Annotated in this window: 16 protein-coding genes; 3 read left to right on the forward strand and 13 right to left on the reverse strand. The window is 73.8% G+C overall.

What is annotated here, in order from left to right; all coding sequences use genetic code 11:
- Nucleotides 1–107: 107 nt before the first annotated feature.
- The 8 genes from gatB to HDA43_RS22655 form a co-directional block, all read right to left on the reverse strand.
- Entirely contained in the window at nt 108–1,595 is a 1,488-nt protein-coding gene (gatB, locus tag HDA43_RS22620) for an Asp-tRNA(Asn)/Glu-tRNA(Gln) amidotransferase subunit GatB (protein WP_246424628.1), read from the reverse strand.
- A gap of 146 nt (nt 1,596–1,741) precedes the next feature.
- Nucleotides 1,742–2,323, reverse strand: coding sequence for a hypothetical protein (locus HDA43_RS22625; protein ID WP_179824913.1), 582 nt, complete (start codon nt 2,321–2,323; stop codon nt 1,742–1,744).
- Nucleotides 2,320–3,408 carry an AAA family ATPase gene (locus tag HDA43_RS22630; RefSeq protein WP_179824914.1) on the reverse strand — a complete coding sequence of 363 codons (1,089 nt, stop codon included), beginning with the start codon at nt 3,406–3,408 and terminating at the stop codon, nt 2,320–2,322. Before HDA43_RS22630 ends, HDA43_RS22625 begins: the two co-directional genes overlap by 4 nt.
- Nucleotides 3,409–3,457: 49 nt before the next feature.
- A complete protein-coding gene (gene gatA, locus HDA43_RS22635) occupies nt 3,458–4,948 on the reverse strand; it encodes an Asp-tRNA(Asn)/Glu-tRNA(Gln) amidotransferase subunit GatA (protein ID WP_179824915.1) in 1,491 nt (496 codons plus the stop codon).
- Nucleotides 4,945–5,244, reverse strand: a complete 300-nt coding sequence (gatC, locus tag HDA43_RS22640) for an Asp-tRNA(Asn)/Glu-tRNA(Gln) amidotransferase subunit GatC (protein WP_179824916.1) — start codon at nt 5,242–5,244, stop codon at nt 4,945–4,947. Before gatC ends, gatA begins: the two co-directional genes overlap by 4 nt.
- A gap of 157 nt (nt 5,245–5,401) precedes the next feature.
- Entirely contained in the window at nt 5,402–7,483 is a 2,082-nt protein-coding gene (locus HDA43_RS22645) for a putative bifunctional diguanylate cyclase/phosphodiesterase (protein WP_179824918.1), read from the reverse strand.
- Nucleotides 7,484–7,848: 365 nt separating this feature from the next.
- Nucleotides 7,849–10,047 (reverse strand): NAD-dependent DNA ligase LigA, encoded by a 2,199-nt coding sequence (gene ligA, locus HDA43_RS22650; protein WP_179824919.1) that lies wholly within the window; start codon nt 10,045–10,047, stop codon nt 7,849–7,851.
- A gap of 136 nt (nt 10,048–10,183) precedes the next feature.
- Nucleotides 10,184–11,188 (reverse strand): methionine synthase, encoded by a 1,005-nt coding sequence (locus HDA43_RS22655; protein WP_179824921.1) that lies wholly within the window; start codon nt 11,186–11,188, stop codon nt 10,184–10,186.
- Nucleotides 11,189–11,549: 361 nt separating this feature from the next.
- Between HDA43_RS22655 and mycP the strand changes: the two genes are divergently transcribed.
- Complete coding sequence (mycP, locus tag HDA43_RS22660; RefSeq protein WP_179824923.1) at nt 11,550–12,755, forward strand: type VII secretion-associated serine protease mycosin; 1,206 nt, start codon at nt 11,550–11,552, stop codon at nt 12,753–12,755.
- Between the two features lie 101 nt (nt 12,756–12,856).
- Entirely contained in the window at nt 12,857–15,196 is a 2,340-nt protein-coding gene (locus HDA43_RS22665; RefSeq protein WP_179824924.1) for a serine/threonine protein kinase, read from the forward strand.
- Between the two features lie 190 nt (nt 15,197–15,386).
- Here HDA43_RS22665 and HDA43_RS22670 read toward each other — a convergent pair whose 3' ends face one another.
- From HDA43_RS22670 to HDA43_RS22680, 3 genes are read right to left on the reverse strand one after another with little or no spacing between them, the layout of a single operon-like run.
- Nucleotides 15,387–15,809 (reverse strand): YbaB/EbfC family nucleoid-associated protein, encoded by a 423-nt coding sequence (locus HDA43_RS22670; protein WP_179824927.1) that lies wholly within the window; start codon nt 15,807–15,809, stop codon nt 15,387–15,389.
- Nucleotides 15,806–16,978, reverse strand: a complete 1,173-nt coding sequence (locus tag HDA43_RS22675; protein ID WP_179824928.1) for a hypothetical protein — start codon at nt 16,976–16,978, stop codon at nt 15,806–15,808. The genes HDA43_RS22670 and HDA43_RS22675 overlap by 4 nt, the downstream gene beginning before the upstream one ends.
- A gap of 13 nt (nt 16,979–16,991) precedes the next feature.
- On the reverse strand, nt 16,992–17,318 hold the full coding sequence (locus tag HDA43_RS22680; RefSeq protein WP_179824930.1) for a hypothetical protein: 327 nt from the start codon (nt 17,316–17,318) through the stop codon (nt 16,992–16,994).
- A 205-nt stretch (nt 17,319–17,523) separates the two neighbouring features.
- Here HDA43_RS22680 and eccB point away from each other — a divergent pair, with 205 nt between their 5' ends.
- Entirely contained in the window at nt 17,524–18,972 is a 1,449-nt protein-coding gene (gene eccB, locus HDA43_RS22685; protein ID WP_179824932.1) for a type VII secretion protein EccB, read from the forward strand.
- A gap of 174 nt (nt 18,973–19,146) precedes the next feature.
- On the opposite strand, the gene HDA43_RS22690 is transcribed toward eccB, so the two are convergent.
- Both HDA43_RS22690 and HDA43_RS22695 read right to left on the reverse strand, forming a co-directional pair.
- Complete coding sequence (locus HDA43_RS22690) at nt 19,147–19,863, reverse strand: hypothetical protein (protein WP_179824934.1); 717 nt, start codon at nt 19,861–19,863, stop codon at nt 19,147–19,149.
- A 33-nt stretch (nt 19,864–19,896) separates the two neighbouring features.
- Nucleotides 19,897–21,096 (reverse strand): hypothetical protein, encoded by a 1,200-nt coding sequence (locus HDA43_RS22695; RefSeq protein WP_179824936.1) that lies wholly within the window; start codon nt 21,094–21,096, stop codon nt 19,897–19,899.
- Between the last annotated feature and the right edge of the window lie 63 nt (nt 21,097–21,159).

The following is a 21,159-nucleotide window of genomic DNA, read 5'->3' on the forward strand; positions in this document are numbered from 1 at the left end:
AAGACGTAACAATTGGTCTCTCACGTGCCTCTCAGGCTGTTTCCCACCGGAACGCCGCAGCCGGGCTCCGGGGCGCCGGGAAACACTCTCGGCGCCCCGGAGGGACGCTACTCGGAGACGCCGAGCTTCTCCAGGATGAGCTCGCGGGCGCGGGCCGCGTCGGCCTTGCCGCGGCTGGCCTTCATGACACCGCCGACCAGCGCGCCGACCGCGGCGATCTTGCCGCCCCGGACCTTGTCGGCCGCGTCGGCGTTGCCCGCCAGCACCTGGTCGATGATCGCCGACAGCTCACCCTCGTCGTTGACGATCTGCAGGCCGCGCGCGGCCACGACCTCGTCCGGGGTGCCCTCGCCGTTCAGCACGCCCTCCAGCACCTGGCGGGCCAGCTTGTCGTTCAGCGCGCCGCCGGCGACCATCGCGCACACCCGGGCGATCTCGTCGGGGGTGATGCGCAGCTCCCGCAGCGGCACCCCGGCCTCGTTGGCGCGGCGGGCCAGCTCGCCCATCCACCACTTGCGGGCGTCCGCGGGCGGGGCGCCGGCCGCGACCGTCGCCTCGACCAGGTCGATGGCGTCGGCGTTGTGCATGGACTGCATGTCGAGGTCGGACACGCCCCACTCCCGCTGCAGCCGCTTGCGCCGCGCGCCGGGCAGCTCCGGCAGAGACGCCTTGAGCTCGGCGACCCAGGCGGGGTCAGGGGCGATCGGCACCAGGTCGGGCTCGGGGAAGTAGCGGTAGTCCTGCGCCTCCTCCTTGGACCGTCCGGGCGTGGTGGAGCCGGTGTCCTCGTGGAAGTGGCGGGTCTCCTGGATGATCCGGCCGCCGCCGGCCAGGACGGCCGCCTGGCGCTCGATCTCGCCGCGGACGGCGCGCTCGACGCTGCGCAGCGAGTTGACGTTCTTGGTCTCGGTACGGGTGCCCCACTCCGAGGAGCCACGCGGCATGAGGGAGACGTTCACGTCGAACCGCATGGAGCCCTCCTCCATGCGCACGTCCGAGACGCCGAGGCCGCGGACGAGCTCGCGCAGCTCGGTGCCGTAGGCGCGGGCGACCTCGGGGGCGAGCCGGTCGGTGCCCGGGATCGGCTTGGTGACGATCTCCACCAGCGGGATGCCGGCCCGGTTGTAGTCGACGATCGAGTAGTCGGCGCCGTGGATGCGGCCGGTCGCGCCGCCCACGTGGGTGGACTTGCCGGTGTCCTCCTCCAGGTGGACCCGCTCGATCTCGACCCGCACGACCTCGCCGTTCACCTCGACGTCGAGGTAGCCGTCGAAGCACAGCGGCTCGTCGTACTGGCTGATCTGGTAGTTCTTCGGCATGTCCGGATAGAAGTAGTTCTTCCGGGCGAAGCGGCACCACTCGGCGATCGAGCAGTTGAGGGCCAGGCCGATGCGGATCGTCGCCTCGATGGCCGCGGCGTTGGCCGTCGGCAGCGCGCCGGGCAGGGCCAGGCAGACCGGGCAGACGTGCGTGTTCGGCGGGGCGCCGAACGTGGTCGGGCAACCGCAGAACATCTTCGACGCCGTGCCGAGCTCGACGTGCGTCTCCAGGCCGAGCACCGGCTCGAAGCGCTCCAGCGCCTCGTCGTACGGCATCAGCGTTTCCGTGTTCACTGGTCGCTCACCACTCCTCATTCGTTGCGCGGAGCGCTCGTGCCTCGCACTCCACTCCACTCACTGCGTCGGGTTCTCTCCCGCTCACTGGTCGCTCACCACTCCTCATTCGTTGCGAGCGTTGTCGCTCACAGGTAACCAAGTCCTTTTAGTGCGTTCCGCGTCTCGGCCACCCAGTCCGCGTAGGCGGGCACCTGGGCCAGCACGCCGAGATCGATGTTCCGTCCGATGTACTGGAAGTAGTCGCGCAGGGGCTTGCCCCGCCGGGGGACGGTCGCGGCCAGGACCTCGCCCGGGTCCGCGATCCTGGCGACGTCACGAGGCCGGGCGGGCAGCCGGCTGAGGTCGCTTCCCTCCAGTTTCGCCCATACCGCGGGGTCGGCGAGCAGCCACGCGTCGGTGTCGCCCAGGCTGACCACCGGAACCAGGTAGTGGGAGTGATACCGGACGCCGTCGGCCCGCCCGCCGATCTTGCCGCGCTCCCACTCGACGTTGTGCGTGAACAGCAGGTGGCAGTCGGCCGCGAGCTCCTGCATCGCGGCGACCACGCGGTCGCGGCCGCAGGTCACGACCTCCGTCGCCTCGACGTCGACCACGTGGGGCGACATCCAGGTCAGCTCCCGGAGCTGCCGGGTGATCACGATGCCGAGGAAGCTCTCGGCGGCCTCCCCCTCCGCGATCAGACCGGGGACCAGCGAGCGGGGCGTCATGCCGCCGCGCCGAGGTACTCGCGGACCTGCCGGGGCGAGACGAACGTGCCCGGCTCGCCGTACGGCTGGACCGACTTGGCCACGGTCACCCGCGACACCCGGTCGTTGTCGGGGTCGACGCGGACGGCGGTGTCGAGGAAGGTCAGCGCGTCCGGGTCGGCGCGGTAGGTCTCGGCCACCACCGCCGGGGAGTGGCTGGTGACGATCACCTGCCGGAACGGCTCGGCGCCCCCGGGCATGGCGACCCGCTGCCGGACGCGCCGGAGCAGCTCGCCGACGCGGGCGGGGTGCACGCCGCTCTCGATCTCCTCCACCAGGAGCGTGCAGGGGTGGTCGGGGTCGTGCAGGGCCGCCAGCAGGGCGAGGACCCGCAGGGTGCCGTCCGACAGCAGCGCGGCCGGCGCCGGCCCCTGGCCGTCGAAGACCAGGTCGAAGGAGCACTCTCCCCGCTCGACGTGGGGCACCAGACCGGCCACGCCGGGAACGACCCCGGCGAGGTCGGCCACCAGGTCGGCCATCGCCGCCGTCCCGGCCATCCGGGCGAGCACCGCGGCGAGGTTGGTGCCGTCGCCGGTGAGCGGCCCGGTGCCGGCCGGGACGCTCCTGCGGCGCATGGCCCGCGGCGAGGGCGCGTGCCTGCGCCACGCCCGCACCGTACGGTGGGGCGTGGTCTCCGGCTCCGGGTCCTCCACCACCAGCTCCAGCAGCTCCTCCGGGATCTGCCGGACCGCGTGGCTGACGACCGGGCCGCTGGCCCGGGGGATCCGCAGCACCATCTCGGCGCCCGCGTCGATCCGGATCGGCAGCAGCGCGCCGGGTTCCGGGGCGACCAGGGCCTCGACCGAGACGACGAAGCCCGGCACCGGGGTGCCGCGCGCCACCCGGTGGAACTGCTCGGCGGGCAGCCCGCGGGCCGCGCCCGTCAGCCCGCCGGACCCGGCGACCTCGTCGGCGACGAACCCCAGGGCGTCGAACAGGTTCGACTTGCCGCTGGCGTTGGGACCGACCAGCACCAGGAAGGGCGGCACGTCGAGGTCGAAGTTCAAGAATGACTTGAACCCGTCGATCTCGATCCGAGTGATCATGCCGCCGCTCCCCCCCTGTCGCGCCCGTCGCCGTTTTCCCCGAATGCCCTTACAGCGCCGGGGCCTTGGACAGCAGGGCGCCGCCCCAGCGCGACTCCAGGGCGTTCTCCACCGCGGCGGCGACCCGGTAGCAGCGGTCGTCGCCGAGCACCGGGGCCATGATCTGCAGGCCGACCGGCAGCCCGTCCTCGTCGGCCAGGCCGCACGGCACCGAGATCGCCGCGTTGCCGGCCATGTTGGCCGGGATGGTGCACAGGTCGGCGAGGTACATCGCCATCGGGTCGTCGGCGCGCTCACCGATCGGGAACGCCGTGGTCGGCGTGGTGGGCGAGACGAGCACGTCCACCTGACCGAAGGCCGCCTCGAAGTCGCGGGCGATCAGCGTGCGGACCTTCTGCGCCTGGCCGTAGTAGGCGTCGTAGTAGCCGCTGGACAGCGCGTAGGTGCCGAGGATGATGCGCCGCTTGACCTCGGGGCCGAACCCGGCGGCCCGGGTCAGCGCCATGACGTCCTCGGCGCTGCGCGTGCCGTCGTCGCCGACGCGCAGGCCGTACCGCATGGCGTCGAAGCGGGCGAGGTTGGACGAGCACTCCGACGGCGCGATGAGGTAGTACGCCGGCAGGGCGACGGTGAACGACGGGCAGGAGACCTCGACGACCTTGGCGCCGAGCGACTCCAGCAGCTCCACCGTCTCGTGGAAGCGGGCGAGCACGCCCGGCTGGTAGCCCTCGCCGCCGAACTCCTTGACCACGCCGATGCGCAGCCCCGCCACGTCGCCCTGGCGGGCGGCCTCGACGACGCTCGGCACCGGGGCGTCGATGGACGTCGAGTCGAGCGGGTCGTGTCCGGAGAACGCCTCCTGCAGCAGCGCGGCGTCCATGACGTTGCGGGCGAACGGGCCCGGGGTGTCCAGGGAGCTCGCGAAGGCGATCAGGCCGTAGCGGGAGGAGCCGCCGTAGGTCGGCTTCATGCCGACGATGCCGGTGACCGCGGCGGGCTGACGGATCGAGCCGCCGGTGTCGGTGCCGGTGGACAGCGGCGCCTCGTAGGCGGCGACCGCGGCCGACGAGCCGCCGGAGGAGCCGCCCGGGATGCGTGACAGGTCCCACGGGTTGCGGGTGGGGCCGTAGGCGGAGTTCTCGGTGGAGGAGCCCATCGCGAACTCGTCGAGGTTGGTCTTGCCGAGGATCACCAGCCCGGCCTCGCGCAGCCGCCGCGTCACCGTCGCGTCGTACGGCGGGCGCCAGCCTTCGAGGATCTTCGAGCCGGCGGTGGTCGGCATGTCGGCGGTGGTGAAGACGTCCTTGTGCGCGATCGGCACGCCCGCGAGCGGGCCGAGGCGCTCCCCGGCGGCCCGGCGGGCGTCGACGGTGCGGGCCTGCTCCAGGGTCGTCTCGGCGTCGACGTGGAGGAAGGCGTTGACCTGTGGCTCCACCGCGGCGATCCGGTCGAGGTGGGCCTGGGCGACCTCGACGGCCGAGACCTCGCCCGAGGCGATCAGCGCGCCGAGCTCGGCGGCGGTCTTGTGAGTGAGGCTCATGCTTCCTCCCCGAGGATGCGCGGAACGCGGAAGCGGTCGTCTTCGACCGCGGGGGCGCCGGCCAGCGCCTGCTCAGGCGTGAGGCCGGGCCGTACTTCGTCGGGGCGGTAGACGTTGGTGAGCGGGAGCGCGTGCGAGGACGGCGGGATGTCGTCGGCCGCCACCTCGGCGACGCGGGCGACCGCACCGATGATCACATCGAGCTGGGCGGCGAAGTGGTCGAGTTCCTCGTCGGCCAGCGCCAGCCGGGACAGCCGGGCGAGGTGAGCGACCTCGTCGCGGGTTATGGCGGACATGAGTCGTTGAACCCGTCTCGTGGAATGGCAATTGGACACTGTCATCTTAGGGCGCGTGACCCAACGTGCCTGACCCCTCGCCCCCCACGGCCCCACCCGGAGGCCGGCGCCGCGCCCGGCCCGCGGGCCGGCGCGGGAGGCGGACGGCGGGGCGGTGTCACGCCGTCCGGGCGTCGAGGACCTCTCCGGAGCGCAGCAGGGCCAGGCCGGGCAGGGCGCGGCCGCGGTGCTCGTGCAGCCAGGCGGTGGCCTCGGCGGCGGGCATCGGCCCGGCGAACAGCCGGCCCTGGGCGAGGTCGCATCCCATGCCGGTGAGCCGGTCGGCCACCTCGGCCGACTCGACGCCCTCGGCGACCGAGCGCAGGCCCAGGGAGCGGACCAGGTCGACGATGGACCGGACGATCCGCTCGTCGTCGGCGGACTGGACGATCCGGCGGACGAACGAGGAGTCGATCTTCACCTCGGAGACCGGCAGCCGCTGCAGGCGCACCAGCGAGGAGTAGCCGGTGCCGAAGTCGTCCAGCGCCAGCGGCACGCCCAGTGCGACCAGGGCGCGTACGGCGTCGGCGGTGTAGGACTGGTCGGTCATCAGGACGCGCTCGGTCACCTCCAGCTGGATCGCCTTGGGCGGCAGCCGGTGGTAGGCCAGGCCGGCCTCCAGGCGGTCGGGCAGCGCCGAGTCGAGCAGGTCTCGGGCGGAGACGTTGACGGAGATCTGCTCGTGCAGGCCGGCGTGCCACCAGTGCGCGGCCTGCTCCAGGGCCGCGTCCACGACGTACTGGGTGAGGTGCCGCATGAGGTAGGACTGCTCGGCCATGGGCACGAACTCGCGGGGCGAGATCATCCCGCGCTCCGGGTGGCGCCAGCGCAGCAGCGCCTCCACGCCCCGCACCTCGCCGACGGCCAGGTCCAGCTTGGGCTGGTAGTACAGCCGCAGCTCGGAGCGGTCGATGGCCCGGCGCAGGTCGCCCAGGAGGTTGAGCCGGTCGGGGCTGTTGCGGTCCTTCTCGGCGACGTAGGTCTCGACGCCCGTCCGCCCCTCCTTGGCGAGGTACATCGCCACGTCGGAGCGCTGCATCAGCAGCTCGAAGTCGGGGGCGTGGTCAGGATAGAGCGCGATGCCGACCGAGGCGTCGAGGTCGAAGGTCATCCCCTCCAGCCGGACCGGCTCGGTGAGGGCGACCCGCAGCCGCGCGGCGACCTCGCGGGCGGCGACGGCGTCGCGCACCGAGGGCAGCAGCACGGCGAACTCGTCGCCGCCGAGCCGGGCCACCACGTCGCCCGGCCGCACGCTGTGCGTCAGCCGGTGCGCCACGATCTGCAGCAGCCGGTCGCCCACCGGGTGGCCGAGGGTGTCGTTGACCTCCTTGAACCGGTCGAGGTCGAGCAGGAACAGGCCGACCCGCTCTCCCTGCCGGGCCTCGGCAAGCGCTTCCTCGGTGCGCAGCACGAGCAGCTTGCGGTTGGGCAGCCCGGTCAGCCCGTCGTGCATCGCCTGGTGGTCGCGGCGGAGCGACAGGGTCGCGGTGAAGTAGACGGCGGCCATCGGCGCGACGAACAGCGGGACCAGCGCCGGGGAGTGGTTCATCACCACCACGATCGGCGGCGCCAGCCCGATCAGCCCGGCGTAGACCAGGCTCTGGTGGCCGATCGCGGCCCGGACGACCCGGCGGACCGAGCGGCGCTCGTGCAGCGCCACCGCGCCGGAGACCAGCAGCCCCCGCACCGTGAAGTAGGCGAGTCCGGCCAGCGCGATCGCGAGCAGGACGGAGCCCTCGGGCGTCCGCCCGCCCGCCGTGACGGGCGGGTGGCCGAGCACCTCCAGCACCGCGCCGGCGGCGGCGCAGGCCAGCGTCGTCTGGGCGATGTTGAACATGACCCGGTGCCAGGCCCGGCGGGTGACGGCGGCGTTGACGACGATGCCGATCGCCTGGATCAGCACGGCGACCGGCATGCCGTAGTGCAGGAGCGCGGCGAAGATGAACATCGTCGAGGGGTAGGTGCCGCCCACGGACGTCGACGACGACAGCAGGACCGGCCGCAGTTCCCCGAGCACGACCAGGACCGTGAGCATCCAGAACATCGGGCTGCGGGCGAGGACGAGCATCTCGGCCGGGCCGAGCCACCACTGCGCCCCCGCGAGGATGGCGAACCCGACCGTGATCACGGCGGTGAGGTAGGTCCACAGTGGTGAGCCCACACGTGGCCCGGTGTCGCGAGTGTCGTTCGGGTCAGCCATGAATAACAAAACCCCCATTAGTTCCCTATGGGAGAGTACGACCTTTGGGCCACTTCGCGAAACCGGTTGGGCACGTTCCGTTACGAGTGGGTTTGAGTGGTTCCCCGTATTACCCGCCGTCTCTCCCCGTCTTCCCCGTCCTCCGGCCCGTCGTCCGTTTTCCCGCCCGCGCCGGCCGCCCTCCCGTTCCCCGGCCGCCCCACCGGCCGCTCGCTCGTTCCCCGGCCCGCGCCCCGCCGGTCGTTCGCTCGTTCCCCGGCCCGCGCCCCGTCGGCCCGTTCCCCGGCCCACCGTACGGCCCCGCGTCCCCGGCGGAGACCCGTGAGGCGGCCCCGCCCCGGCACGTCCGGGGCGGGGCCGCCCGGTCACGCCTCGGGGGTGACCGTCATGCCGGCCGCGGCCTCGGGCCCGTCCTCCAGGAGGACCTTCAGGCCCCCCTCGTCGAGGATCGGCACGCCCAGCTTGACCGCCTTGTCGAACTTGGACCCGGCGTTCTCCCCCACGATCACGAAGGAGGTCTTCTTGGAGACCGAGGACGCCACCTTGCCGCCCCGGCTCGCCAGGGCCGCGCCGGCCTCGTCGCGGGTGAAGCCGGCCAGCGTGCCGGTCACCACGAAGGTGAGCCCGGTGAGGGTCTGCGGGGGCAGGTCGGCGGGCGCCTCGTCCTCCATCCGCACCCCGGCGGCCCTCCACCGGTCGACGATCTCCCGGTGCCAGTCGACCTGGAACCAGTCGCGGATCGCGGCGGCCACCCGCGGGCCGACGCCCTCGACCGCGGCCAGCTCCTCCTCGGAGGCGGCGGCGATCGCGTCGATCGAGCGGAACTCGGCGGCGATGGCCTGGGCGGTGGGCGGGCCGACGTGCCGGATGGAGAGCGCGACCAGGACCCGCGCCACGGTCGTCTCCTCCTTCGTCTTGGCCCGCTCCAGCTCCTGGAGCATCTTCTCGGCATTCTTGCTCAGCCCGCCGTTCTGGTTGGCGAAGAAGGAGACGATCCTCGGCTCGCCGGTCTCCGGGTCGGTCTTGGGCAGTCCGGTGTCGGGGTCGCGGACCACCGAACGGATCGGCAGCAGCTGCTCGGCGGTCAGGTCGAACAGGTCGGCCTCGGTGCGGACCAGCGGCTGCTGCGGGGGCAGCGGCTGGGTCAGCGCGGTGGCCGCGACGTAGCCCAGACCCTCGACGTCGAAGGCCCGGCGACCGGCCGCGAAGAAGATCCGCTCACGGAGCTGGGCGGGGCAGGACCTGGTGTTGGGGCAGCGCAGGTCGGCGTCGCCCTCCTTCTCGTAGGCCAGCTCGGTGCCGCACTCCGGGCAGTGCGTCGGCATCACGAACTCCCGCTCGCTGCCGTCGCGCAGCTCCTCGACCGGCTTGACGATCTCCGGGATCACGTCGCCCGCCTTGCGCAGCACCACCGTGTCGCCGATCCGCACGCCCTTGCGCACGACCTCGGAGGCGTTGTGCAGGGTGGCGCGCTCGACCGTGGAACCGGACACGACGATCGGCTCCATGACGCCGAACGGGGTGACCCGGCCGGTGCGGCCGACGCCCACCTGGATGTCGAGGAGCCTGGTGTTGACCTCCTCCGGCGGGTACTTGTAGGCGATCGCCCAGCGCGGCGCCCGGCTGGTGGAGCCGAGCTCGCGCTGGAGGGTGAGGCCGTCGACCTTCACCACGACGCCGTCGATCTCGTAGGCGGGGTCGTGGCGGTGCTCGCGGTAGTACTCGATGTAGGCGTTGATCTCGTCGAGGTCGCCGACGACCCGGTAGAGGTCGCTCACCGGCAGCCCGAACTCCCGCAGCCGCTCGTAGATCTGCGACTGCGAGGCGGGCATCGGGGCGCCGCCCTCCCAGGGACCGACCCCGTGGACGATCATCCGCAGCGGCCGCCGCGCGGTCTCCCGCGGGTCCTTCATCCGCAGCGAGCCCGCGGCGGAGTTGCGCGGGTTGGCGAACGGCTGCCTACCGGCCTCGACCAGCTGCTCGTTGAGCCGCTCGAACCCCTCGACGGGCATGTAGACCTCGCCGCGGACCTCCAGCAGGTCGGGGACGCCGTCGCCGGACAGGCGCTGCGGCACGTCGGCGAGGGTCCGCACGTTGGCCGTCACGTCCTCGCCGACCCGGCCGTCGCCGCGGGTGGCCCCGCGCACCAGGCGGCCCTTCTCGTACACCAGCGCGATCGCCAGGCCGTCGATCTTCAGCTCGCACAGGTAGGGGGCCGGATCGCGCTCGGCCAGCCGCTCGGCCCGCGCCTGCCAGGCGGCGACCTCGTCGGCGTTGAACGCGTTGTCCAGGCTCTCCATCCGCCGCAGGTGGGCCACCGAGGCGAAGTCGCTGGTGATCGGCGCGCCGACCCGCTGGGTCGGGGAGTCGGGCGTGCGCAGGGCGGGGTTCTCCTCCTCCAGCCGCTGCAGCTCGCGCATCCACGCGTCGTACTGGGCGTCACTCACGGTGGGCGTGTCGAGCACGTAGTAGCGCCAGTTGGCCTCGTCGACCAGCTCGGCCAGCTCCGCGTGCCGTTTCCTCGCCGACGCCGGCGCGACCCCGGCCTCCGTCTCAGCGCCCATCACCCAAGATCTCCCCTCGTCACCGCGAACCGGCCGGTCAGGCGCCGCAGAAGCAGCGACTCCCAAGTGAAACGCTATCGCCGGGCACCGACAATGTGAGGACCGCCTCACCCGCCGGCGGGCGGTCCCGGCGGGGTCACTCGCCGGGGTCCTCCCGCAGCACCAGGGCCGCGCCGCGCACCTTCGCCAGGGCGGCACGGGCGTAGGCGGGCGAGGCCCCGGCCAGCCCGCATGACGGGGTCAGGACGACCTGCGAGGCGAGCGTCGCGGCGGGGAAGCCGAGGCGGCGCCAGAGCTCGACGGCGGGCCGGGCGACCACCCCCACATCGGGCAGCGGGCCGCCGGCGCCGGGCACCACGCCGAGGAACAGGGCCGTCCCTGCCTCGACCGCCTCGCCGATCGCGTCCTCGTCGCGCCGCCGGAGCAGGGCGGCGTCGAGCGAGATCCCCCGGGCGCCCGCCGTACGGAGGAGCGCGAAGGGCACGTCCGGGGCGCAGCAGTGCACGACCGGGAACGCCCCGGCGGGCAGCACCGCGCCCAGCCGTTCGGCGGCGACCTGGGGGTCCACGGCGGGCAGCCGCCCGAAGCCCGAGGCGGTCGGCACCGTGCCGGCCAGGACGCCCGGCAGTCCCGGCTCGTCGAGCTGCAGGACGATCTCCGTGGCCCCCGGCACCCTGCGCCGCACGTCGGCGAGGTGGGCGGCGAGCCCCTCGGCGAAGGAGGCGGTCAGGTCGCGCACCGCGCCGGGATCGGCGAGCGTCTTGTCGCCGTGCCGCAGCTCGATCGCCCCGGCCAGCGTCCACGGCCCGGCCGCCTGGATCTTCAGCGGGCCCTCGTACCCCTGCGCCGCCTCCTCCAGCGCGTCGAGGTCGCGCCGCAGGTGGTCGCGGGCCCGCTTCACATCGCGTCCCGGCCGGTCGGTGAAGCGCCACCCGGACGGCTGCACCTCCACCGGCAGCTCGACCAGCAGCGAGGCGGACCTGCCGACCATGTCGGCGCCGACGCCGCGCGCGGGCAGCTCCGGGAGGTACGGCAGGGCGGGCAGTTCGCCGAAGACGATCCTGATCGCCTCCACGTGGTCCTCCCCCGGGTGGGACCCGATCCCGGTGGCGGTCGCCTCGCCCCACGGATACTCGCTCATGCCGCTCCTCGCCGCGTTCCTCCGTGAACCGGACGGCCGCCGTCGCGTCCGGCGGCCCGTCCTCGCACGACAGCAGCTTAGGGCGGTCCGGTGGCGTCCACCGACCGCCCGGCGGTGCTCGCGGGCCGTACGGCGCCCTCCCCGACCGCCCGGCGGCGTCCCCCCGCGGGACGGTGGCCCTCCCGGGCCGCACGGCCGTGTCCCCGAGCCGTCCCCGAGCCGTCCCCGGGCCGTCCTCAGGTGGGATTCGGGCGGGGATTCGGCCGTCGGCATGACGTCCCTTGATCGGGTTGAGTAGTGTTTCGCCCGGTATTCACCCAGCCCGGGGGGACACATGGTGATCGGCCGGACACTAGCCGCCGTGTCGCTGCTGGCGACGGCCGCGGTGCCGGGACCGTCCGCCGCGCGAGCGGCCGCGGTGACCGTGGCGCCCCCGGGGCCGCCCGCCGCCGCGCGGGCGGTCCCGCTGCCCGAGGGGCCGCCCGCCGCGCGGGCGGCCGAGCCGAGGCAGTGCGCGCCGAAACCCGGCACGAAGAGCATCGTCGAGCCCTGGGCACAGCGGCGGCTCAGCCTGCGGGACGTGTGGCGGCTGACCAAGGGCGCCGGGATCACCGTCGCGGTCGTCGACAGCGGGCTGGACACCACGCACCCCCAGCTCAAGGGGGCCGCCGTGTACGACGTCACCGGCACCGGGACGCGCGACTGCGACGGTCACGGCACGGCGGTGGCGGGCATCGTCGCCGGGCGGCAGCGCAAGGAGTCCCCTTTCTCCGGGGTCGCGCCGCAGGCCAGGCTGATCTCCGTCAAGCACACGGACGGCAACGAGGGCGACGTGGGGAACCTGGCACGGGCCATCGCGCGGGCCGCCGACCTCGGCGCCGACGTGATCAACGTGTCGGTCCGGGCGAGCGACCAGCCCGACCTGCGCACCGCGGTCACCTACGCCCAGGCCAAGGGGGCGGTGGTCGTGGCCGCGGCGGGCAACTCCGAGCACAACGACTCCACGCCGGCCTACCCGGCCTCCTACCCCGGTGTGCTGTCGGTCGGCGCCGCCGGTCCCGACGGGCGCCGGACCGATTTCTCCAACACCGGTTCCCCGGTCAGCGTCCTGGCTCCCGGCGAGGGGGTCACGAGCACCTGGCCGTGGGTCACCTACCGGGAGGACCTGCGTGGCACCAGCTTCGCGGCGCCGTACGTGGCGGGGGTGGCGGCGCTGGTCCGGGCGTACCACCCGGAGCTGAGCGCCGAGGCGACGGTGCGGCGCATCGCGCTGACCGCCGACGGCGGCACCGGGGCGGGCGTCGGCGCGGGGGTGGTCAACCCGCTGCTGGCCGTCACGGCGGTGCTGCCCTCGGAGGCCGTCGCGCTCGCGCCGCCGCCGCCCGTCCCGCTGCCGCCCGACGCGATACGGCGGGCGCCGGCGAAGGACGTCCGGAGCATGTCGATCGCCGGGTGGGTCGCCCTCGGCTCGTTCGCCGCGGCGGGCATGGTCGTCGTGGCCGGCGTCGCGATCCCCGCGGGGCGCCGCCGGAGGTGGCGGGCGGGCGCGCTCGAGAACGGGGCGTGAAAGAGATGTGAATTATGTGAATTTCGTGACGCACGTTTGATTCGATAGGACTAGACCGCCAATCAGCGGTTTTGATGGCAAGTTGAGCCAGAAGGAGTGAAATGGGCGATTTAAACCCATTGCTGGCTGAAGACCCAGGACGTATAGGTCCATACGTCCTCGTCGGCCGTCTCGGCCGCCTTCAGCCCCCCGTTCATCTGGGTCACCTGCCGGACGAGGACACCCTGCGCGCGATCCGGATCCTGCCCCCGCGGCCCGGGATCGACCCCGGCGCGCGAGCGCAGATCACCGACGGCCTGGAGGCCGTCAGGCGGGTCTCCGGCGCGCACACCGCGAAGCTGATCGAGGTCGGCTGGGACGGCGACACCCCGTACGTCGTACGCGAACACGTCGAGGGACGCTCGCTGCGCGAGGCCGTGACCGCCGACGGTCCACTGACCGGCGACGCGCTGGAGCGGCTCGCCGTCGCCACCCTCACCGCGCTGACCGCCGTCCACCTCTCCGGCATCACCCACGGGGGCCTCAGCCCCGACACCGTGATCCTCGGCCCCGACGGGCCGCTCGTCTGCGACATCGGCCTCGGCGTCATCGGCCCCGAGCCCGACTACCGCGCCCCCGAGCACATCCAGGCCGAGCTGACCCCGGGGGCCGGCGTCGTCCCCGGCAGGCCCGCCGACATCTTCTCCTGGGCCGCGACCGTCCTGTACGCGGCCACCGGCCGCTCTCCGTTCGGCGGGCAGCTGGACAGGCTGATGGACGGCCCGGCCAACCTGGTCGGCCTGCCCGCCGACCTGGCCGGCCTCCTCGCCGTCTGCCTGAGCAAGCGCCCCCAGGAGCGGCCGGACACCAAGGCCGCCATGCTCCGCCTGCTCGGCGAGCAGCAGGTGCCGCAGATCACCGGGGACGACTGGCGGCCCGAGGCGCCGCAGGCCGCCGCGCCGGGCCACCCGGAGGCCACCCTCCCGCAGCCGGCGGTCCCCTCCGGCTGGGGCGCGCCGCCGCTCCCCACGGACGCGCCGCCGCCGGACCAGCAGGGACCGGTCGTGATGCAGCTGGCCCCCGAGCCCGAGAAGCGGCGCAGGAACGGCAAGCTCTCCGTGGCGCTGGCCGCCTGCGTGGGCGGGGCCGTCCTGCTGTCCGGCGCCGGGCTGTGGGCGGCGGGGCAGTACACCTCGCTCGGCAACACGGAGCAGGCCGCCGCCCTGGGCGGGAACGGCCACGCCGGCCTGTCCCGGGTCGCCCAGGGGAACGGCCAGGGGCAGGGCCAGGGTCAAGGCCAGGGCCAGGGCCAGGGGCAGGGCGACACCGGTGACGCCGGTGGGTACGGCGACCAGGGCGGGATCGGTGACCAGCCGACGGCCAGGGTGACCGTGCCGTGGAACGCCACGACCGACCCCGAGGTCCCGGACGTCTCGCCGATGAGGCTGGCCACGGAGACCCCGGTCCCCCCGCCGATCCCGTCGATCACGGCGTATCCCACCTCGCCGCCCGTCCCGGTGCCGGTGCCGACGAACCCCGCCACGGGCGCGCCGACGCCCCCGGCCCAGCCGACGGCCCAGCCGACGGCGCAGCCCACCAACGACAACGACAACGGCAACGGCAACGGCAACGGCAAGGGCAAGGGGAGGAACCCCAACAAGCCGGAGGTCGACCCGACACCGGCCCCGACGCCGCCGCCGAGCGGGCCCGCGACGCCCCAGCCGACCGACGGCGGCTCCCCGGCTCCGACGGAGCCGACGGCTCCGGCGACCCCCCAGCCGAGCGGACCCGCCACCCCGGTGCCGACGGCCCCGACGACGCCCCAGCCGAGCGGAAGCCCGACGTGGGTCCCCATGCCGACGCCCACGGTGACCGCCACGCAGGCGCCCCGGCCGACGCACCCGCCGAGGCCGACGCAGACGGCCGAGCCGAAGCCCACCAGGACCTGGTCACCGCCGCCGCCGGCGCCGACCCGAACTGTGAAGCCGACGCCGCCGCCGCCGGCGCCGACCCGGACGGTCAAGCCGACGCCGCCGCCCAGGCCGACGGTGGTCCCGACGGCCCCGACGGAGATTCCGCCGGCCCCGACGAGCCGGCCGTCGACGAGCGCCCCGGAGAAGCCGACGCAGCCGCCGGCCCGTAACCCGCACTCCCCCGAGCAGGCCTGCGGGCCGGGCTTCTACGTGCAGCGGTCGGTCCCGTTCTCCGGGGGAGCCGTCTACCAGCTCTACAACTCCTCCAGCGGCCTCAACTGCGCGGTCACGATGAAGACCGCCGACGTGGGCGTCGCCACCTCGGTCTGGGCGACCCTGGAGGTCCAGAACGGCGCGAGCAAGACCGAACGGGGAAGCTACGAGTTCTACGCCGGGCCGGTGATCCTGTCCGGCAAGGGGAAGTGCGTGCGCGTCAGCGGCGGCTCCTCCACCGGTAGCACGAGCTCGGGCTGGGCCAACTGCGGCTGACACCCGCGGACGCCGTGACCGCCGGCTCCCGGCGGTCACGGTGGAGCCTGCGTCCCGGCGCATGAGGAGGCCCGCCTCCCCTCCACCGCGGTTCGGTGGAGGGGAGGCGGGCCTCGCCGGTTCCGGCGGCGGAAGGCGCCCCTCCGGCCCCCCGCGACCGTGGCCGCCCGGCGTCACGGTGGAGCCGGCGTCACCACTTCTCCGTCAGGTCACGCAGGGTGCGGGCCAGGTCCGCGCCGATCTCCTCGAACTCCCGGCGGGCCCGCTCCATGTCCAGGGTGACCGGCGCGCCGCCCGTCGCCGCCCTGAGCAGCTCGTCGTTGCGGCGCGCCGCCTCCTCCTGCGCCGCCCGGACCGCCTCGGTGGCCGCCTCGGCCAGCGTCGCGGTGTCCATCCGCGCCGCACGCGGGTCGAAGGCGATCCGCCGGATCCGGCCGGCGCCGTCCACCTCCGCGCGGACCATGCCGTCGGCGGCGCTCCCCTCGCCCGTCACGGCCGCGAGTTCCCGCTGGGCCTCCGCCAGCCCGGCCATCACCCGCTCGCTGTGCCGTACGACCTCGTCGAGGTCCTCCATGCTCTCCACACGCGGGTCATCAGGGTCGAATCTCGTCATCTGGCCGGCTCCGGAATCTCTTGCCTGGGGGAAAGCCACTGGAAACCCGCGCTCGGCGGGAGGCCGGGCACGTTCCCGGGTACGGTCCCACCCGGCGGCGCGGGGAGACCGGGCACGCCCCCGGCCGACGGCGGGGGCTGGGGCGCGTTCCCGGAGGACGGCGGCGGCTTCCGGAAGGACGGCAGGTCGCCGATCCTGATCTCGGCCTGGGTGAAGTCGATCCGCGCCGCGCCGGTGGGTTCGAGGTTGTACATCTGGAAGATCGCCTTGCCGCCGAAGTAGACCGCGAAGCCGCCGGCCACCATCTCGATGAGCTTCCACAGCGCGCCGGTGGAGACGCTGATGATCTGGGTGGCCAGGGTGCCGAGCATCCGGAGGTTGAGCGCGGCGGACCCGGCCCAGGGCGTCAGGAGCATGGCGGCGGCGACCGTGGCGAGCAGCAGGAACGTCGCGGCCAGCCGGGCGATCGCCACCCAGTAGGCGCGGTAGGCGTCGCCGACCTCGTCGACGATGCCCGCGATCGTCTTGACGTAGCCGCGCATGCTCTCCAGGCCCTCCTGGAAGCGCCGTACGGCGTCCTCGTACGCGTCGCGGTCCTCCGCGATCCAGCCCCCGGCGCCCGCGGCGAGCAGGGCGGCCGAGTAGCTCTTGACGGCGGTGTCCAGCCGCGAGTGCAGGGACTCCCAGTTGTTGTAGACGTCTGCCATCCCGGGCACGTTCGCCGCCGCGGTCGCCGCGATCGCCACGCCCGCGTACAGGGTGGGCGCCAGCCGCGCCCCCTTCTGCAGGTTGCTGAGGATCTTCGAGGCGTCGGTCAGCACGCCCTTGGCGCTCCTGGCCGCCACGCCGGGGGACGGCCGGTGGGGCGACGGGGCACGGTGCCGCCCGCCCCCGGAGGACCACCGGTGGGCGCCTCCACCGGCCGCCCGGGACGGCTGCGACGGCTGGGAGCCTCCGCGTGCCTGGGACGCGTTGTGAGGCGCCTGTGGCGGCGTCCAGGTCGTCGGCGCGGGCTGCGGCGGCGCCCAGGCCGGCTGCGGCTGCGGCGGCGCCCAGGCCGGCTGCGGCTGCGGCGGCGCCCAGGCCGTCGGCGGCGGCGTGGCCGGCTGCCAGCCCGGCGGCAGCGGCGGGACGCCCGCGACGCGCGCCGGCGGTGTGAAGTCGTTCATCTCGCGGGCCCCGTCACCGGTAGACGACGACGCTGCGCGACTCGGCGGTCCGCCAGTTCCGCTCGGCCCTCTCCAGCAGTTCCAGCCACGTGTCCAGCACCTCCAGGGCGTCGTCGAACTTGTGGACGACGTCCCGCTGGATCTCCCGGTAGCGGATCCCGATGATCGGCTCCCCGGCGGCGCCCCACCCGAGGGGCCGCAGGAGATCCGGGCCGGTGTCCTCCAGGTCGGTGCTGCGCACCATGTCCCGCAGTTCCCTGATCTCGGGGATCAGGTCGTCGCCGATCTCGGTGCGGACGCTTCGGATCGCCGCCGATGTGACGTGTATCTCCTGCGCCATGACCCCTCCGTGATCAACACCTTTCCGGGACATCTCTACCATCCGCTCAGCGCCCCTCCCGGGGTCACGGTGGCCTGTTCAGGAGGCTTTCGACGCTCCGAAACCTCGTGGCCAAGGGCCGTTCACCGACCCTGCCGGTGATGCCGTCCCCTTGATCGCGCTTCTATGCTGTCGGCTACCGCTCACACCGCGACGCGGAGGTGGAATGCAGACCCGTCGGGATCTCTACCAGGCGTACCGGCTGATGACCCAGCGCCTGAGCATGGCGCTGCTCCAGGGCGAGCCGGACCTGCCGGAGTCGCCCACGCGCCGGCACAACGTGGCCATGTTCGGCTCCGCGCTGGTCGCGGTGGTCGTGGCGGCGATCTTCGGCATCCTGGGGATGCTCCGCCCCGGCAGCGCGACCGCGCTCACCGCTCCCGGGACGGTGCTCATAGAGGAGGAGTCGGGCGCGGTCTTCGTCTACAGCGCCCCCAAGGAGCGGCTGATCCCGGTCGACAACGTGACCTCCGCGCGGCTGCTGCTCGGCGAACAGCAGGTGAAGGTCCGCGCGGTCAGCGCGGCCTCGCTCGCGCAGTTCCGGCGCGACGCGATGGTGGGCATCGCCGGCGCCCCGAAGTCGCTGCCCGCCCCCGACCGCCTGGTCCGCACCCCCTGGACGGCGTGCGTGGTCGACGGCGTGGACACCGGCAACGAGCGCAGGCCGTACACCACGCTGCTCGGCGGCATCGACGTCGGCGGCGCCCCGATCGAGCAGGGCTCGGCCGTGGTCGTGGAGGAGGGGGGCCAGACCTGGATGCTCTGGTCGAACCGGCGGATGCGGGTCCCGGCCGAGGCGGTGCGGACGATGACCGCCGAGCGGCCCCGGCAGGTCCCGGCGGCCTGGCTCAACGCGCTGCCCGAGGGGCCCGCCTTCCGCGGCCCGGACATCCCCGGCCTCGGCCGCGCCGTGACCGGGCCCGACGGTGACCGCTACCGGGCCGGCACGGTGTTCACGGTGTCGCCGGTGGCCGGCATGCCCGCCCGCTGGTACGTCCTGCTCCCCGACGGCCTGGCGTCCCTCACCCCGGCGCAGGCCGCCCTGCTGCTGCAGAGCCCGGTCATCAAGCAGAAGGCGTACCGCGGCGCGTCCGCCCAGCCGGTCGAGCTGGACGCCGCGACGGTGAACGCGACGAAGGCGTCCGCCACCGACCTTGGCGCCCCCGACCTGCCGTCGGCCATGCCGAAGGTCATCACGGTGTCCGGCGCGACCCCGCTCTGCGCCGTCTACTCCGGCACCGAGCGGGGATCGGCCCGGGCGGTGCTGACGGTGGGCGCCGCCAAGCCCATCCCGCAGCCGCCGAAGGGCTGGTTCAACCAGGAGGTGGCCGACCAGGTGCTGCTCACCCCGGGCTCGGCCGCCCTGGTGGGCGTCCTGCCCGGGGAGGGGCGGCTCGACGCCGTCGGGCCGCTCTACCTCATCGGCGACCAGGGGCGTCGGCACGCGATCCCGTCCGCCGAGCTGCTGCCCGCCCTCGGCTACGGCGAGAAGAACGTCGCGCCGCTGCCGGCCCACCTGCTGCACCTCATCCCCGAGGGACCGGCGCTCGACCCGGAGGCGGCCAGGAACCCGATCCAGACCGCCCCGGCGGCGGTGACCCCGCCGCAGCAGTGAGCGTGGCGCCCGTCCGGGCGTCCAGGCGTGTGCCCCGGGGCTCCGAGGCGGGAACCCCGGGGTTCTCCGGGGCGGGCGTCCGGCGCGGGCGGGGGAAGGAGGGGGCCGGGAGGAACGGTCGGACGCCGACGCCGACGCCGGTCGGCGGTGAGGGCGTCCCGCCGGGAAGGCCCCCTACCTCGGCTTCGGGCTGATGCCCGTCCCCTTCTGGTACCGCAGGCCCGCCTGGGTGAAGTCCGGCGTCTGGCCCGGGAGGGTCTTCATGCCGAAGAACAGCGCCTGGTGGCCGATCTGCAGGGTGTTGACCGCGGCGAAGATGGTGGCGGCGGCGGCCACGAGCACCGTCTTCCGCTTGACGACGGCGTTGACCACGGCGTTGATCTTGTTGACGATCTGGAGGATCGCGACCTGCACGGGAACCCCCACGAGCGGCGGGAGGAGCCTGGCGGCCTGGAAGGCCGCCCCGAGCGTCAGCATCGTCGCGGCGACGTAACTGGCGAACACGGCCGCGGCGTGGTAGGCGTCCCCGGTCTGGCCGGCGCACTCGCCCGCGGCCTGGCGGTACCTCTTGTTGTCGCTCAGCGCCGCGAGGAAGGAGTCCGCGGCGGTGTTGAAGGTCTCCGCCGCCTCACCCTCCCAGTGCTTGTTCTCCTTGACCTGCTTCTTCAGGTTCTTGATGTCGGCCGTGATCCGGTCGAGGTTCTCCGGGGAGTTCTCCTTGCCCTGGTCGCACCACCCCTCGGCCGCCTTCTTCATGCTGGCGGGATTGGAGACCAGCAGGCCGAGCGCGACGGGGATCGCCAATGCCTGCTTGCTCCTGAGCAGCCCGGCGGCGACGACCGTCGCCGCCACGGACGCCGTGAACAACCGGACATCGTTCTCATACGCCACGAGGCGCTCCTTCCGCCCTGCCGTCTCTCACCGTCACACCTCGTGGCTGATGACCGAGGGGGCGATGTCCACGTCGTCCTCCCAGTCCTGCTCGCTTCCGCGCAGCAGCGCCGAGGGCTCCCTCTCCTCGTCCTTGCCGCCGGGGGCTCCGCCGCCGCCCATGGGAGGGACCATCGGCATGCCGCCCATACCCGGCACGCCGGTCGCGCCGGACGCGACGGGGCGTACCGCCTGCGAGGGGGAGCTCCCGCCGAAGCCGCCGCCGCTCTGGCTACCGCGGTTCTGGCTTCCCTGGTTGTTCTGGTTGCCCTGGTTGTTCTGGGGGTTGCCGGGGGGCTGGACCTGCCCCGCCGGGTCGCCCGGCCAGTTCGGCGGCGCCGCGTTCTGGAGCTGCTGGGCCTGGCGGGCCTGCTGGGCGAGCAGGTCGTCGGGGTCGTAGCCCGCCAGGTGCGTGGTGTTCGGGTTGTAGCGGGAGGGGTCGGGGAGCGCGCCGTTGAGATCCGGCGCGTTCGGCACGGACACGTTCGGGACGGCCGTGTTCGGGTCGGGCACGTTCGGGACGGGGATGTTCGGGCGGGGGACGTCGGTGCCGGGCACGTTCGGCCGGGGGACGTCGACCCCCGGGAGGCCGTTCCTGGACGGGTCCGTTCCGGGCGGCCCTCCGTTCAGGCCGGAGCCGAGGTTCGGCGGACCGCCGTTCAGGTTCGGCGCGGACGGCAGGTTGCCGCCCGGCGCCCCGCCGCCCGGTCCCAGGCCCGTCGGCCCGAGGCCGGCGGGACCGCCCCCCGCGGACGGGCCGTTCAGCAGGGAGTCGATGTCGGGTCCGCCGGAGGGCGACCCCGGGCCGGAGACGGGGATCTTCTTGTCGTCCCCACCGGAGTCCTTGACCTTGTCGTCCCCACCGGAGTCCTTGACCTTGCTGCGGTCGTCGGCGTCCTTGTAGAACTTGTCCGCGTCGGCCAGAGAGTGCTGCCACGACTCCAGCGCCGCCGCCGCGGCGTCGAGCGCCGCCGCGCCCTCGTCGCACGCCTGCGAGTGGGCGCTGTTGATGCCCATGCCCAGCACGCCGCAGTCGGGCCAGTCGAAGGCGAAGCCCTTGGTCCTGGTGGAGAGGTCCCTGAGGTGCGGGACGTGCTGTCCCATGGAGCCGCCCAGCCCCTTCACCTTGCCCTCGGTGAAGCCCACCTCCCGGGAGGCGCCGCTGTGCGCGGGCTTCTCTCCGTTATCGGACATGACCACCACACTCTTCCGTACGGCTTTCCGGATGGTCTCCCCGAAACCTCCGGGTAAGCGATC

This window comes from Streptosporangium sandarakinum (genome assembly GCF_013409935.1).
Classification (GTDB): Bacteria; Actinomycetota; Actinomycetes; order Streptosporangiales; family Streptosporangiaceae; genus Streptosporangium; species Streptosporangium nondiastaticum.

What these genes read in the sequence shown, in the direction of transcription:
- gatB (WP_246424628.1), bottom strand. Translation starts at nt 1,595, where the DNA reads ATGCCGTACGACGAGGCGCTGGAGCGCTTCGAGCCGGTGCTCGGCCTG.
- HDA43_RS22625 (WP_179824913.1), bottom strand. Translation starts at nt 2,323, where the DNA reads ATGACGCCCCGCTCGCTGGTCCCCGGTCTGATCGCGGAGGGGGAGGCC.
- HDA43_RS22630 (WP_179824914.1), bottom strand. Translation starts at nt 3,408, where the DNA reads ATGATCACTCGGATCGAGATCGACGGGTTCAAGTCATTCTTGAACTTC.
- gatA (WP_179824915.1), bottom strand. Translation starts at nt 4,948, where the DNA reads ATGAGCCTCACTCACAAGACCGCCGCCGAGCTCGGCGCGCTGATCGCC.
- gatC (WP_179824916.1), bottom strand. Translation starts at nt 5,244, where the DNA reads ATGTCCGCCATAACCCGCGACGAGGTCGCTCACCTCGCCCGGCTGTCC.
- HDA43_RS22645 (WP_179824918.1), bottom strand. Translation starts at nt 7,483, where the DNA reads ATGGCTGACCCGAACGACACTCGCGACACCGGGCCACGTGTGGGCTCA.
- ligA (WP_179824919.1), bottom strand. Translation starts at nt 10,047, where the DNA reads ATGGGCGCTGAGACGGAGGCCGGGGTCGCGCCGGCGTCGGCGAGGAAA.
- HDA43_RS22655 (WP_179824921.1), bottom strand. Translation starts at nt 11,188, where the DNA reads ATGAGCGAGTATCCGTGGGGCGAGGCGACCGCCACCGGGATCGGGTCC.
- HDA43_RS22665 (WP_179824924.1), top strand. Translation starts at nt 12,857, where the DNA reads ATGGGCGATTTAAACCCATTGCTGGCTGAAGACCCAGGACGTATAGGT.
- HDA43_RS22670 (WP_179824927.1), bottom strand. Translation starts at nt 15,809, where the DNA reads ATGACGAGATTCGACCCTGATGACCCGCGTGTGGAGAGCATGGAGGAC.
- HDA43_RS22675 (WP_179824928.1), bottom strand. Translation starts at nt 16,978, where the DNA reads ATGAACGACTTCACACCGCCGGCGCGCGTCGCGGGCGTCCCGCCGCTG.
- HDA43_RS22680 (WP_179824930.1), bottom strand. Translation starts at nt 17,318, where the DNA reads ATGGCGCAGGAGATACACGTCACATCGGCGGCGATCCGAAGCGTCCGC.
- eccB (WP_179824932.1), top strand. Translation starts at nt 17,524, where the DNA reads ATGCAGACCCGTCGGGATCTCTACCAGGCGTACCGGCTGATGACCCAG.
- HDA43_RS22695 (WP_179824936.1), bottom strand. Translation starts at nt 21,096, where the DNA reads ATGTCCGATAACGGAGAGAAGCCCGCGCACAGCGGCGCCTCCCGGGAG.